Origin of the sequence: Fodinicola feengrottensis, from assembly GCF_039530045.1 — a bacterium.
In the GTDB taxonomy this organism is placed as follows: Bacteria; Actinomycetota; Actinomycetes; order Mycobacteriales; family HKI-0501; genus Fodinicola; species Fodinicola feengrottensis.
In genome coordinates this window covers 76,233-91,057 of the sequence record NZ_BAAANY010000014.1, presented here as the reverse complement: position 1 = coordinate 91,057, position 14,825 = coordinate 76,233, and the positions used below count along the sequence as shown (strand labels likewise).

Below are 14,825 nucleotides of genomic sequence, written 5' to 3'. Positions count from 1 at the left end.
CCAATGTTCAACTAAAAATTAGAGTCCACCTCTCAACCCACCCCCCCGCCCGTTCAAAGGGAGGGGGAAAGAAAAACAGACACGTACGACAATTTCGCGCCGCACCCACTTAATGGATGACTCGGAGGCGGCGTTCGGGGTGGGGTGGTGGTTGGTGCGGGAGCAGGTCGGCCAGGTCGGCTAGCTCCTGGTGGTAGACCGGGTCGGCGGGATAGTTGGAATGGGCCCGGATCGGCGGCGGGACAGGGTCGCCGGGGGCGGCGGCGTATTCCGGGTCGGTCAGCCGGCGGTCGGCGGTGGCCAGCGGGCTGGTGGGTGGCACCGGCGGGTCGGATTCGCGGGGGCCGCTGCCGATCGGGCCGCCGACGTAATCGGTGGTGCGCCAGAGGTTTCGCAACCGGCGGCCGGAGCGGGCGGTGAGCCGGATGGCGATCGCGTCCAGGGTGGGTACGCCGAAATACGCCGGGAAATAACGGGCATACAGCCGCCGAAGGACCGTTCCGATGGCTAGGAAGGCGACTTGTTCGCGCACTACCGAGTCCAGTTGCAGGGTGACGGCGGCGGTGATCACGCCGCCCTGGCTATGCCCGGAAACCACCACCGGTGTCGCCTCACCGGCCGGCTGGCCGCCGGTCGGTGCGCCGGCGGCGTACCAGCGAAGCCGCTGCAGCAGGTCCGGGACCGTACGCTCGGCATAGCAGGGCGCGGCCAGCGGATGGGCCGCCCGCGGCCAAAAAGCGCCGACGTCCCACAGCACACCCACCACCCGCCGAGTGCCGCTGATCCGGAAGGCGGCCGCACCGACGGCCACCAACAAAAGCAGGCCGAGCACTGTGCCGTACGCGCCGATGGCGCTCAACGAACCGGTCGCGGCCAGCACCACGTCCAGTACGGACGCGGCGTTGCCGGACACCGCCGAGGCCAGCACGAAGCCGGTCGCTATGGCGGCGATTGCCAGCGACGGAGCCAAAACCGCGGCGATCAACCCACCGGCCCAGTCGGCGATCCGGGCCAACCAGAAGGCGCGCAGGATCTCCGCGTCCCGGACCGGGGTCCGGTGCGCCTCCGGATACTGCTGGTTGAGCAGCCGCTGCCCCTCGGGCCAGCGAGTCGGCCAGATCAGCCGGTACGCGATGATGCCAGCGCCGGCGAACGCGACCAGCACCAGCCAGCCGAGCATCAGCCCGAAGGCGAGGCTCGCGGTCTGAATGGCCGGCGCCGTGTTCAGCGCGGCCACCGCGCCCTGCACGTCGCCGAAACTCGGTCGCAGGCTGCCGGTCCGCAGAAATCCGCCCACGTAAAGGTAAATCCCGGCAGATGCACCGGCCGCCATCAGCAGGCTCGCGGCGGTCAGCAGCACCGTCCCGTACCCACCGAGCGCCTGCTTGGGCTGCCCCGCCGGCAACCTGGCGGCCCGCTGCCAGAGCAACGCGACCGTACCGGCCAACACCAACAGGATCACCACGTGCAGGCTGAAAAGCAGCACAGCCGACCGGCCAAAACCGGGCAGTGGGCCGGTCGGTGACCAGCCCGGGCGTGGCGCCAACACATAGCCGATCGCCAGCAGGCAGAGGGCGAGAGCTGCTTGATACGCGCGCTCCGCGAGCGTCGCGGCGGTCCCCACCGACGGACGACGGCTTGTCACTGAAGGAAAAGCCAGCAACGTGGCGACACCGACCGCGGCAGCCGCACAGAGCACCAGCAGCGCCCACCCCAGCCAGCTCAGCAGCCCGCCGCCCAGCGGCAGCAGTTGGGTCGCCGCACCCCGATCGTGTTCGTACGCCGGAAGGGCCACTGTGACGACGCAGATGCCGACGGCGATCAGGATGTGCAACCGTCGCAACCGCCGAACCAGGTGCTGGCCTCGCCACAGGTCGGGATGGCTGAGCGCGAGATCCGGCCCGTCGCCCGGATTGTGGTCCGCATACCTGGCGGCCGGATCCGGATCGGCCTGCTCGTACCGCATCGCGGTGCCGCGCCCCAACAGGACGAGCACCAGGAGGACGACGATGGGCACGACCGCGCCGAGCAGCAGTCGCTGGCCCGGAGTCGCCATATGCAGCAGCTGGTCGACGGCGTTCGGGAGGCCTGGGCACGTACCGGCCGGCAACGTGCCGCACCGCCACCCGATCTGGTCGACGCCGACGCCGGCCGCGGTCTGGATCATCAGCGCGGTCAGCCCGAGCGCGAACAGCCGGGACAGCCACCACAGGAAGCCGTCCGTACGCGGTGGGCTCGGTGGCCGCAGCCGTGGCGCCACGTTCGCGATCGTGAAGGGCAGCAACAGAAGCCAGAACGCGCGGGCCGCGGCGCCGGACGTGAGACCGCCCCAGCAGTAGCCCTCCAGCAGTGGTCCCGACCCGTGCGGCTGGCCGGGCGCATCGTCGGTTCCCTCGTCCGCTAACGCCGGCCGGTAGAACCCGGCACGGCTGTCGCCGGCGACCCGTACGACGAGCACTCGATCGAGCAGCTCGTCCGGCGGCGTGCCGGCCACGCCGTGCACGCGAAGTTCGACAACCCTGTCTTCATTCACGTTACGTAGTCTAAACGCTACTCACTGTGACGAACAAGACGTTGCCCTGTATGTCCGAAAGTTCCGCTGTGGTGGCACTGGCTGTCCTCATCGGTCGATACCCGGCCGCCTTGCGGTGCGATCAAGACCTTTTGGCGGGTTTGCGGTGGCGTCACGCGCCCATAGTCCTCGATCGGGGCCCGCAGGGACAACGATCATGGAGTTTTTGCCGCGATGCAACGATGGAACGCCCTGGTATGCCTCAGCCATGGTCGACCGGGATCAAGAGCTGCCGTGACTAGCGGTGATGGCTCGGGGGCCCAGTGGCTACGGAGTGCGATGCCGGGGTGGACTTGGTCGTTCAGTGCGGCACAATGTCCCGCACTCGATGTCGAGTGCGGGACATTGTGCCGCAGTCGATGGGCCGCCCGGCTTTCCAGTGGCGCGAAAGTGTGGCGTTCGGCGAGCGCTGCAGAAATCTCGTCGTTCGGCGCCCAATGGCGCGGGTTTGGTGTCGCTCGCCGAGTGACACCAGTTTGGTGTCGCATACCGAACCCCCGCAGCGCGCGCTTATTTCGCGCGCGCGCGTCGACTTACGTAATAAAAACCCGCCACCCACCCCCCACCCTTCTGAAAGGGCGGGGGCTCAAAATTTCACGACGGTACGACAGTTTCGCGCCGCACCCTAGGTAGACCTGCACAATCGGAATCCGATTGTGCAGACCGCGGGCCGGCGGCGACGAGCGAGAACCAACCGGCCCGTACGGTCAGAGCTCGTCAGCCCGCGAGGGCGGCGACCGCGGTGTGGGCGAGCAGTCGCACCCCGGTGGCGATGGCGCGTTCGTCCACGTCGAAGGTGCCCTGGTGCAGGTCCAGCTGCTCTCCCGGGCGACCGACCCCGAGGCGAGCCATCGAGCCGGGAACGTGCTCCAAATACCAGGAGAAGTCCTCGCCGCCCATGCTCTGCGGGGTGCCGACGACAGCGTCGGCGCCGAGGCCGGCGCGGGCCGCTTCGGCGAGGATGCCGGTGGCGCCGGGTTCGTTGACGACCGGCGGGACGCCCCGGGTGTACGTGATGTCCGCGGTCGCGCGGGTGGGCGCGACGACCTCGTGGACCAGTTGGCTGATCAACGTGGGCGCGCTGGACCAGGCGTCGTGGTCAAGGATGCGGACGGTGCCGAGCGCGTACGCGGCCTGCGGGATGGTGTTCGCGGCCTGGCCGGCGTGGATGGCGCCGAAGACCAGCGAGACGCCGGAGCGCGGGTCGGTCCGCCGGCCGAGCAGCGCGGGCACCTCGGTGACGACCCGGCCGATCGCCTCGACCACGTCGGCGGTCAGGTACGGCCGGGCGGTGTGACCGCCGGGGCCGGCGAGGGTGACCCGGATCGAGTCGGCGGACGCGGTCAGCGGACCGACCCGGATGCCGACCAGGCCGGCGGCGATCCGCGGGTCGCAGTGCACCGCGAAGATCCGCGAGACGCCGTCCAGGGCGCCCGCGTCGATCATGTCCGGCGCACCGCCGTCGAAAACCTCCTCGGCCGGTTGGAAGACCAGTCGCACGGTCCCCCGCAATCCGCCCATTTCGGCGAGCGCCAGTCCGGCGCCCAGCGCGACCGTGGTGTGCACGTCGTGCCCGCAGGCGTGACAGACACCGTCCACAGTGGACTTGTACGGTACGTCTTTGGCGTCCTGAATGGGCAACGCGTCCATGTCCGCGCGCAATGCCACCACTGGACCGGCCGGATCGCCGGGAATATCGCAAATAATGCCGTTGCCGGTCGGCAGTAGCCGCGGCTTGAGTCCGGCCGCCTCCAGCAACGCGGCGATCTTGGCCGTGGTGCCCTGCTCGTGTTTGGAAAGCTCCGGATGCGCGTGCAGGTCGCGCCGCAGCGCCACCAACTCCGCGCCATGGCTGACCAGCCAGCGATCCAGCTGCGTACGCAGCTCATTCCCGAGATCCGACGTCATTGTCGAAACCTGCTGCCTATTTCCGGCGGATTGCGTCGTTGTCACGAAGACTGCGTCCCTCATTCACCGTTGCGTCCACGGCGGCACACCTGCCTCACCTGTTCATCCGGGAGCGGTGTCGCCGGTCGAAAGCGAAATAGGCCCCTCGTAAGGCCCCCCGGTCGTCCGCGACATTCACCCGGATCTGGGCGTATTCGCATTCACGACCTTGACCATTGAGCCTACTCCGACCGCAAATGCCGCGTGCGCATAGTCCACAGGCACGAGTCAGCTGGGCAGGCCGTCTCGCATCTCCGCCATCAGGGCATCGACCACCTTGGTCAGGTCGCCATTGTTCTTGGCCGCCACCTCGCGCTGGCGTTGATAGCTCGCGCCGACCTTCAAAATGCGGTCCACAGTGGACAGCTCGGCCACGCAGTCCAGTCGGCGGGCCACCGGCGTGAGGTCTTCCAGCAGGTCGCTGATCGCCTGTTTGAGCGGTACGACGGTGCCCTTGTCATCGGCGATGATCTCGGCGTCCAGGCCGTAGCGGGCGGCCCGCCACTTGTTCTCCTCGACCACCCACCTCTTGGGCAGCGGCAGGGTGTAGCCGCGGTCCAGCTCCCGGTCGAAACGCTCCACCAGGCACTGCGCGAGCGCAGCGATTCCCACGATCTCGTCAAAGGTCGCCAGCCCGTCGCAGATCCGCAGCTCCACAGTGCCGAAGTTCGGGTGCGGCCGGATGTCCCACCAGACCTCGCGGATGGTCTGGATGGTCTGGGTGGAGATCAGCGTCTCCATGTACGCCTCGAACTGGTCCCAGCCGGACAGCTGGTAGGGCAGACCGGCGGTCGGCAGTCCCTCGAAGACCTTGCTGCGCGCGCTCGCGAGGCCGGTGTCCTTGCCCTGCCAGTACGGGCTGGAGGCGGACAGCGCGAGGAAATGCGGGATGTACTGAGTCAGCGCGTTGACGATCGGGATCGCCTTCTCCGGCGCCCGTACGCCCACATGGACGTGCACCCCGAAGATCTGCAACCGGCGGGCCAGCCACTGCATCGACTCGATCAGCCGCTGGTAACGGGTGTGCGGGCTGATGTCCTGGGTCGCCCAGTCGGTGAACGGGTGGGTGCCCGAACACATCACCCCGAGATTGCGTTTGGCGGCCGCCTGGCGGACCTGCTCAACCGTTTCGGCGAGGTCCGCGCGCGCTTCGGCGACGGTCGTACAAACGCCAGTGATCACCTCGACGGTGCTTTCCAGCAGCTCGTGCTTGGCCTTGGGATGCTCGGCGGCGCCCTCCGGCCGGATCTCGGTGAGGATCTCGCTGGCCCCGGACCGCAGTTCGCGGGTGTCCAGGTCCACCAGCTCCAGCTCCCACTCCACGCCCAGACTGGCCCGCGGTGACGAGCTGAACTCGATGCGCATCTGGACCTCCAAGGCGCGATCACCGGCGTGGCCCTGGCGCGGCCCCGCCGGTGCGTGGTGAGGGACAGCCTAGGTCCTGTCCGGGGGTTCCGGGGGCAGGAGAGCCCAGAACCAGGAGTCCGCTGTGGCGCTCGCGGGGCTCAGCGGAACAACCAGGCTGGGCCTGACCTGGTGACACTACGTGAACTGGAGATCACGGCAGGATGGCCGTACGAGGACGCGGTCGGCCACTGTCGATCGCGCTAGGGCAGTTTTGCTTGGACAGCCGCGCAGAGTGAGTTCGTACGTACGATCCGCGCGAAACGTTGACCCTACGAGACCAGAAAAACGTAAGCCATTATCTGACGTTCTGTCCTTTTTTTGGCCTTCTTGAGCGGGGTTTTGCGGGACTGCCGGTTCGCGGCCGGTTGGGTGCATCCGGTAGAACGGAGGGAAGTGACTACCGCACACCCCGGCCAGCGGGGCTCCGGCAACCCTCCGAGCGAGCGACGCATCGGCGGGCGGTACGTGCTGCACGCGACCATCGGCGCCGGCGGCATGGGCACCGTCTGGCGGGCCACCGACGAGCTGTTGCGGCGCGAGGTGGCGGTCAAGGAAGTGCTGCTGCCGCCCGGCCTGCCGGCCGCCGAGCGCGACATGCTCTGCGAGCGCACGCTGCGCGAAGCCCGCTCCGCGGCGGCGCTGAACCATCCGGCGGTGATCCGGATCTTCGACGTGGTCGACGACGACAGTCGCCCGTGGATCGTGATGGAGCTGCTGGACGCCCGCAGCTTGGCCGACGTCATCCGCGAGGACGGGCCGTTGCCACCGCGTACGGTCGCGGCCATCGGGCTGGCCGTGCTGGGTGCTCTGGAAGCCGCCCACACCGCGGGTGTCCTGCACCGGGATATCAAGCCCGGCAACGTGATGGTGGCCGCCGACGGTCGCACCACACTGACCGACTTCGGAGTCGCCTCCGCACCCGGTGACTCGTCGCTGACCAGCACCGGGCTGCTGCTGGGTTCCCCGCAGTACATCGCGCCCGAACGCGCCCGCGGCCAGGCTTTCGGGCCGTCCAGCGATCTCTTCTCGCTCGGCGCCACGCTTTATGCGGCGGTGCAAGGAAAACCGCCGTTCGACCGGGGCGACCCGCTGCCCACCCTGACCGCGGTGGTCAGCGAGGACCCGGACCCGATGACGCTGGCCGGCCCGCTCGTACCAGTGCTCGCCGGCCTGCTGCGCAAGAGCCCGAACGACCGGTTCACGCACGCCCGGGCCCGCGCCGGCCTGCTGTCCATCCTCGGGGCCGGCCTGGACAGCGACACCGACAGCGATGCCGCCCGGCGGGCCGCATTGGTCGCCCAGACCGTGCAGCACACGCCGGCGCCGCTGCCTGGCCACCAGCCATCCAGCGATCAGGTCGCGGCGCAGGTCAGCGGGGTGCCGGCGGCTTCGCTAACGGCTCCGGCCGCCGAGCCGGCCGGCGACGCGACGATGTGGATGCCGCTGCCGACCAACCAGCCAGCGCCGGACGACGAGAAGACGGTCCCGGAGCCGGCGGCCGCAGAGCCGGTGACTGAGCCCGAGCCCGTACGACACGGCGCTCACGAACCTGGCACCCACGAAGCCGGCGCGGCCGTGTTGGGCGACCGCGAGCCGGACGCGCAGCTGCCGGTCGCCGTCAGCCCCGGCGCCGTACCGGTGATGCCGGCGAGCGCACCGCCCGCGATGACGCCCGCCGCACTCGCATCGGCCCCGGCCGACCCGACGAGCGGTGCTGCCGCGATGTCCGGCGTCACGCCAGCTTCTGGAGCCGGCCATGCTGCTGGAACCGGCTATGTTTCTGTAGCCGGCTATGCGCCGAGCGGCGGCGATGGGTACGCGTCAGCTCCTGCTTCCGGCTACCCGTCAAGCGGCGGGGGCTATCCGCCGGCTTCCGGAGCGGGCTCGCCGGCGGGCCAGTCCAGCGGCGCTCCGGCCGGTGCGATTTGGGTCGGTCCCGCCGCCACCACGGCGATGCCGGCCCTGCCTGGCGGCCAGCCAGCAGCGGCCGGGCAGTCGGCGTTCTCGTACGGCGTCGCGGGCACCCCGGCGGCCGCGGCCCAGCAGCCGTACGCGGACAACTACCAGCAGCTTTACCAGCAGGTCGGGCAGCCGGCCAGGCCCCAGCAGACGACCCAGGTGCCCTACGGCACACCGCCCCAGCCCATGTCACCGCCGCCGTTGCCGCAGCCCGCCCCGCCGCTCCCACCGCGGTCGCACCCCAACCGGCAGACCCTGCTGATCATCGGCATCGCGGCGGCGATCGTCGTGGTTCTCGTCATCGTCGGCGTGCTGGTGGGCGTCGGCCTCGGCCGTGGTGGCAAACCGTCGGCAGGTACGTCGGCCCCGGCAGTCAACCTGACGCCCTACCGGCACCAGAGCGGCTTCCAGATTCAGGTGCCGACCGGCTGGACCTCGCAGGGCACCAACCAGGTCCGGTTCTATGACCCAGGCAAGCTGGTCTGGATCCAGCTGAACACCGAGAAGGCCGGCAACGCAGACCAGCACCAGGTCTGGGAGTCCGGCTCGCGGCGCCAGGAACGCGGCGTCGGCGGCGGCAGCGCGTACCAGCTGATTGGTTACGGCACGGGCAAGATGGGAAAGTACGCCGCCGCCGACTGGGAGTGGTCGTACCAGCGGGACGGCGAGTCCGAGCGGCGGCACACGCTTTATCGGGGCGTGGTGATCGACGGCGTCAGCTATCAACTGGCCCTGTCCGCGCCGGAAAGTCAGTTCGCCAGCCACCGCGCCCTGCTCGACCAGGTGTCCGCCACTTTCCAGCTCAGCTGACCTTCCCCTCAGCTGTTGGTTTGGGTAGTGATGTGCTCGAAGAGTCCCTGATGGATACGCGTACGCACGCCCTCGGCCCACGGTTCGGTCACCTCGTCGACATCGAGGGCGGCCACGTTGTTGAGAAGCATGCCGAAGGCGAGAAACGACTTCACCGTCACCGGATCCAGGCCCGTCGCATCGGCGACCGTGTCCCACATGCGAGCAAGTCGCGTCCGTACGACATCGCGGACCTCACTGTCACCACCTGCGGCGAAGCCCTGTAGCTGCAACAAAAGGGTGGTGCGGTCGGCCAGCGAGTCGTAGTACTGCGCCCCCATCAGGGCCAGGGCGCTCAACCCCTGGGCGCCGCTGGCGGCTTGCGCCATGCCATCGCTGAAGCGATCGAAGGCCGCGCCGACGAGCTCCAGGAACAGCGCCTTCTTGGTTTTGAACATCCGGAACACATACGCCTGTGTGATGCCCGCTTCACGCGCGACCGCCTCGATCGACGCACCGTGAAGTCCGTGGTCGGCGAACTCCCTCGCGGCGATCCCGAGCACCTGGGTTCGTCGTTCCGGTCCACTCATGCGTGTGGTCATGGTCATTAAGTTACTAGTTACTAACTACCAACTGATAAGTTGGGGTGGTGACCGACGACATCTGGGCCACCGTGGCCGATCAGTTCGCCGATAAGGCGTACGCCTCAGTGAAGGGTCTCGTGCGCACTTATGTGATGCACCAGCAGTTGCTGGAGCATCTGCCGGCCCCACCGGCAACTGTGCTGGACATTGGCGGCGGCGCGGGCCATCAGTCGTTTCCGCTGGCACAGGCCGGTTACGACGTGACGCTGCTGGACTCGTCGCCAGCGATGCTGGACAAGGCGCGCCAGCGACTCCAACGACTGCCGGCTGAGGTCCAGCGACGGGTGACGCTCTTGCAGGCCGATGGCGAGAACGCAGACGAGGCGGTAGGTGGTCAGCGCTTCGCTGCCGTACTGTGCCACGGCGTGCTCGGATATCTGGAGCAGCCGGGACCGTTGGTCGACCAGCTGTGCCGATGCGCCGCCCCAGGTGGCGTCGTCTCGATCATGACCGGTAACCCCAAGGCTGCCGCCGTACGCCCCGCCTTGGAGCGACGATGGGACGACGCCCTCGCGTCCTTCGACGCCAAACAGGGGATGGGGGTGCTGGGCCTGCCGGGCCGTGACTACACGGTGGAGGAGGTCAGCGAGCTCATCCAGAGCCGCGGCGTGCGGCCGCTGGACTGGTACGGGGTGTGGCTGTTTGTCGACTGGCTCGACTTCAGCGGCGCCGAACTGGACCCGACAGACGCGAAACAGGTGGAAGCCACCGCCGCCGTCGAACTTGAGGCCAGCCGCCGAGACCCCTACCGCCACCTCAGCCGGGTCTTCCATCTCGTCGGCCGCAAGGGTCCGGCCTGACTGTGTGCGGAGAGCGTGACGGGGTCGACTACCCTCGGCGGCCGTGAGTTCATCTCAGGAAACAGCAAAGCTCGCGGCCGACAGCGCGGCCGCGCTCGCGCGCGCCACCGGTGTGGACAAGCACGACGTGGCGGTGGTTCTCGGGTCCGGTTGGGCGCCGGCCGCCGACCGGATCGGCGCCGCCGACGTGGAAGTGTCGGTCAGTGACCTGCCCGGGTTCGCGCCCCCGACCGCGCTCGGGCACGTCGGCAAGGTGCGCTCGGTGACGGTCCAGGGCCGGCGGGTGCTGGTGTTCCTCGGCCGTACGCACCTCTACGAGGGCCTCGGCGTGGAGCCGGTCGTTCACAACGTACGCACCGCGGCCGCCGCTGGCTGCCACACGGTGGTGCTCACCAACGCCGCCGGCGGCATCAACCTGGGCTACCGGATCGGCCAGCCCGTCCTCATCAGCGACCACCTCAACCTGACCGCCCGCTCGCCGCTGGTCGGCGCCGACTTCGTCGACCTGACGGACGCGTATGCGACCCGGCTGCGCGACCTCGCTCGTACGGTCGACCCGGACCTGGCCGAGGGTGTGTACGCGGCGCTGCCCGGCCCACATTTCGAGACTCCGGCCGAGATCCGGATGCTGGTCACCGTCGGCGCCGACCTGGTCGGGATGTCCACCGCCCTGGAGACCATCGCCGCCCGGGCCGCCGGCCTGGAGGTGCTCGGGCTCTCGATGGTCACCAACGTGGCCGCCGGGCTGAGCGGCCAGCCGTTGGACCACCACGAGGTGCTGGACGCCGGCCGGGCCGCTGCCGCCTCGATCGGCGACCTGCTCCTGGCCATCGTCAGCAAGCTCTGACCTCACTTCGCGAGGGCGATTGCTCGCCCTCGCGATGGCCTGCCCTTTGGGGCACGGTGACGGTCTCCTGACCTGCCGGCCGATGCCGGTCGCGATCTCGCGGCCCTAACCTGGCTGCGTGGTCGGAGCGCCTGCCGGGGAAAGCCGGGTCATCGCCGAGCGGTACACGGTCGTGTCCGCGATCGGCCAGGGCGGCATGGGCCGGGTCTGGCGGGCCCGCGACCTGATCCTGGACCGCGAGGTCGCGCTCAAAGAGCTGCTGTTGCCGAGCACCATGTCCGCGACCGTACGCAAGGAGATGTCCGACCGGCTCATCAAGGAGGCCCGGCTCGGCGCCCGGCTGCGGCATCCGGCGATCGTCCGGGTGTACGACGTGCTCACCGTCGACGGGAACCCGTGGATGGTGATGGAGCTGATCACCGGCAAGAGCCTCGACGACATGGTGCTGGACAGCGGGCCGCTGCCGGCGCCGCGGGTCGCCGAGATCGGGCTCGAGCTGCTGGGCGCGCTCGGCGCCGCCCACCGCGCCGGGGTGCTGCACCGGGACGTGAAGCCGGCGAACGTGATCATCGACAACGACGGCTCCACCAGCCTGACCGACTTCGGCATCGCCTTCGAGCTCGACAAGACCTCGCTCACCGCGCCCGGCCTGATGATCGGGTCGCCGCCCTTCATCGCCCCAGAGCGGGTACGCGGTGAAACCGTCGGGCCGCCCAGCGACCTGTTCTCGCTCGGCGCCACCCTCTACGCCGCTGTCGAGGGCCGGCCGCCTTTCGACCGGGAAGGCCCGCTGCCGACCCTCGCCGCGATCCTCAACGAGCCCCCCGACCCGTACCGGCTGGCCGGTCCCCTGCAACCGGTCCTGACTGGGCTGCTGGAGAAGGATCAGTACCGGCGGCTGTCCGCCCAAGGCGCCGCCGAGGCGTTGGAGCGTGCCATCCGCGGCGGCTCGGCCAGCCCGTCCCTGCTGCCGCCGACCGCGGCCGTACCAGCCCAGCCGCCTCCCCCGCTGACCTGGCCCGGCGCGGCTCACACAGGTGGGACGCCAGTGTCTGGAGCGCCGGCCTCCGGCCAGCCTGGACCGGTGTACGGGCATCTGGTTTCGGGGCAACCGGGGGCGTACGGGCACCAGCCGGTCGGGCCCGGAGCCGTGCCTGCACCGCCGTCGGAAGAGGACGCGTCGACCGTCCAGGTGCACCAGACCCAGGTGCTCCCGATGGGCCAGTTGCCCATCGGCCGGGCGTCGGTCTCCGCCCCGCCGGCACCGCAGCCGACCGGGCAGCCAACCGAGCGGCCAACCAGGCGGCCAACCGAGCGGCCAACCGAGCGGCCAACCGGGCGGCCACCGACCGGCCACGCAGCCGTCTCCAGCCCGCCGGCACCCCTTCCGCCGGTGCCGCACCCGCTGCCTCCCGCGCCGCAACCACCGGTGAGCGGCCGGACCACCGCGCCGAGCAGCCCGCCGTACGGCTACGGCCAGCCGCAAGTCCACCCGACCCCACAACCGCACCAACCGCCGTACCAACCGCCGCCGCCTCGCCGGCGCTCCAAGACCCCGTTGGTCATCATCGGGATCGTCCTGGCCCTTGCGTTGGCGGCCGGCGCCGGCATCGTCGTCGTGTTGAGCCTGAACCACGACAAGGCCAACACCGCGACGCCGCCCACGCCCCAACCGACGTACTCGACCAACCCCAGCTCGACTGGCACACCAGCGCCTTCGGTCAGCCCGGTGAGCCTGTTCCCCGGCTATCTGGTGCCGGTCCCGGCCACCTGGGAACGCAAGGACAGCGGCGACCCGACGCTGATCGGCTACGGGCCGCTCAACAACCCGGACAGCCAGAAAATCCGGATCTCGTTCTCCAACCCCGGCGGACCGGGCACCTCGTCGGCGCTGAAGGTTTTCCAGGATGGCAGCGAGGCTCGCGCCGACGCGGCGGCCGGCTCGAGGTACTACATTCCGGGCTTTCACGTACTCACCTTGAAGGCGACCTCGTTCGCCGGCCGCTCCGATGGCGCGATCTGGGAGTTCACCTGGTCGAACAACGGCGTCCAGCGGCACAACCTGCTCTATGGCGCGATTGGCCAGAACGGGAAGTCGTACCAACTCTCCTACATGGCCAACGAATCGGATTTCGCCACGTACCTGCCACTTTTCCAGCAGGTGGTGGCTGGCACCAAGGTCAGCCTCTGACCGTCACCGGCCGTCCGGCACGATGGCGGGATGGCAATGCAGACTGACCTGCGCGCGGCCGCCGCCGCGTGGCGGGACGACGACCCAGATCCGGCTACCCAGGCGCAGCTGCAGGCTCTGCTTGACCAGTGGCCGGACAGCGAGGCCGAGCTCGCCGACCGGTTCGCGCAGCCGCTGACTTTCGGTACGGCCGGGCTGCGCGGAGTCCTCCGAGCGGGGCCCAACGGGATGAACCGCGCGGTCGTACGGGCCGCCAGCCGCGGCCTGGTGTCCTATTTGGACAGTGCTGGCCCGGCTGGGCCAGTGGTGGTCGGGTTCGACGGACGGCACGGATCGCGGGAGTTCGCCGACGAGGCGGTGGCCGTCTTCACCGGCGCCGGCCGGCGCGCACTGCGGTTGCGGACGCGGCTGCCCACACCGGTCCTCGCGTACGCGGTGCGGGCGCTCGACGCGGCCGCCGGGGTGATGGTCACGGCCAGCCACAATCCCCCCGCGGACAACGGCTACAAGGTCTATTTGGGCGGCGAGGACGGCCGCGGCGGGCAGATCGTGCCTCCTGTCGACGCCGGCATCGAGGCCGCCATCCGGACCGTCGGCCCACTCTCGGCCGTGCCGTTGGGTGATGCCGGGGAAATCATCGACGACACCCTCGTCGAGTCCTATGTGGACGCCGTCGCCGCGCTGGTCGATCCGGCCGCACCAAAGGACATCACCGTCGCGTACACCGCGATGCACGGTGTCGGCGCCGAGACTTTGTTGGGGGTATTCAAAAAAGCCGGCTTCGCCGAGCCAGCCTCGGTGCCCGAGCAGCACCATCCGGATCCGGATTTCAGCACCGTCCCGTTTCCCAACCCGGAGGAACCCGGCGCGATGGACCTGGTCCAGGCGCTGGCCGCGCGGACCGGAGCGGATATCGCGATCGCCAACGACCCGGACGCCGACCGGTGCGCCGTCGCGGTGCCGACGCCGGCCGGTTGGCGGATCCTGCGCGGCGACGAGGTCGGCGTACTGCTCGCCGACCATCTGCTCAGGCTCGGCCGGACCGGCACGTACGCGACGACCGTGGTGTCGTCGCAGCTGCTCCAGTCGATCGCCGCGGCCGCAGGCCAGCCGTACGCGGAAACGCTGACCGGCTTCAAGTGGATCGTCCGGGGCGGCGATGAGACCGGCGTGCCACTCGCTTATGGATATGAGGAAGCGCTCGGCTATTGCGTCGCGCCCGACCTCGTCCGCGACAAGGACGGCATCTCCGCCGCGGTCCTGATCGCCGACCTGGCCGCCCGACTGAAGGCCGACGGACGGACCCTGACCGACCGGCTGGACGAGTTGGCGGCGGCGTACGGCCTGCACCGGACCGACCAACTGTCCGTACGCGTCACCGATGTCGCCGAAATCGCCACCATGATGGCCCGACTGCGGTCGAACCCACCGTCAACGCTGCTGGGCCGCCCGGTCACCGAAATCACCGACCGACTGCCCAGCGCGGACGTGCTGACCGTACGAGCCGAAGGCGTCCGCGTCGTCGTCCGCCCTTCCGGCACCGAGCCAAAACTGAAGGCCTACCTGGAAACAGTCGAACCTTTCGCCCCCGACGCCGGCCCCCGCGCCGACCGGTCACTGGCAACCCTGCGCACCGAAATCGCCACCGCCCTGGGCCTCTGACGCACGC

General features: G+C 69.6%; 9 protein-coding genes. 5 read left to right on the top strand and 4 right to left on the bottom strand.

Annotated elements, in window-relative coordinates; translation table 11 throughout:
- Window positions 1-109 precede the first annotated feature (109 nt).
- From ABD301_RS19845 to ABD301_RS19835, 3 genes are all read right to left on the bottom strand, one after another.
- Complete coding sequence (locus ABD301_RS19845; RefSeq protein WP_344311732.1) at window positions 110-2,533, bottom strand: hypothetical protein; 2,424 nt, start codon at window positions 2,531-2,533, stop codon at window positions 110-112.
- 756 nt (window positions 2,534-3,289) lie between these two features.
- On the bottom strand, window positions 3,290-4,456 hold the full coding sequence (locus ABD301_RS19840) for an amidohydrolase (protein WP_344311870.1): 1,167 nt from the start codon (window positions 4,454-4,456) through the stop codon (window positions 3,290-3,292).
- A gap of 291 nt (window positions 4,457-4,747) precedes the next feature.
- Complete coding sequence (locus ABD301_RS19835) at window positions 4,748-5,884, bottom strand: glutamate--cysteine ligase (RefSeq protein WP_344311731.1); 1,137 nt, start codon at window positions 5,882-5,884, stop codon at window positions 4,748-4,750.
- A gap of 435 nt (window positions 5,885-6,319) precedes the next feature.
- On the opposite strand from ABD301_RS19835, the gene ABD301_RS19830 reads away from it, so the two are divergent.
- Window positions 6,320-8,695: a serine/threonine-protein kinase gene (locus ABD301_RS19830; RefSeq protein WP_344311729.1), complete on the top strand. Its 2,376-nt coding sequence runs from the start codon at window positions 6,320-6,322 to the stop codon at window positions 8,693-8,695.
- 8 nt (window positions 8,696-8,703) lie between these two features.
- Here ABD301_RS19830 and ABD301_RS19825 read toward each other — a convergent pair whose 3' ends face one another.
- Window positions 8,704-9,237: a TetR/AcrR family transcriptional regulator gene (locus ABD301_RS19825; protein ID WP_313885795.1), complete on the bottom strand. Its 534-nt coding sequence runs from the start codon at window positions 9,235-9,237 to the stop codon at window positions 8,704-8,706.
- Between the two features lie 86 nt (window positions 9,238-9,323).
- Here ABD301_RS19825 and ABD301_RS19820 point away from each other — a divergent pair, with 86 nt between their 5' ends.
- The 4 genes from ABD301_RS19820 (at window position 9,324) to ABD301_RS19805 (ending at window position 14,818) form a co-directional block, all read left to right on the top strand.
- Window positions 9,324-10,118, top strand: coding sequence for a methyltransferase (locus ABD301_RS19820; protein WP_344311728.1), 795 nt, complete (start codon window positions 9,324-9,326; stop codon window positions 10,116-10,118).
- Window positions 10,119-10,161: 43 nt separating this feature from the next.
- Complete coding sequence (locus ABD301_RS19815; RefSeq protein WP_344311727.1) at window positions 10,162-10,965, top strand: purine-nucleoside phosphorylase; 804 nt, start codon at window positions 10,162-10,164, stop codon at window positions 10,963-10,965.
- A gap of 118 nt (window positions 10,966-11,083) precedes the next feature.
- A complete protein-coding gene (locus tag ABD301_RS19810) occupies window positions 11,084-13,156 on the top strand; it encodes a serine/threonine-protein kinase (RefSeq protein ID WP_344311726.1) in 2,073 nt (690 codons plus the stop codon).
- A gap of 36 nt (window positions 13,157-13,192) precedes the next feature.
- A complete protein-coding gene (locus tag ABD301_RS19805; protein ID WP_425551966.1) occupies window positions 13,193-14,818 on the top strand; it encodes a phospho-sugar mutase in 1,626 nt (541 codons plus the stop codon).
- The last annotated feature ends 7 nt before the right edge of the window (window positions 14,819-14,825 follow it).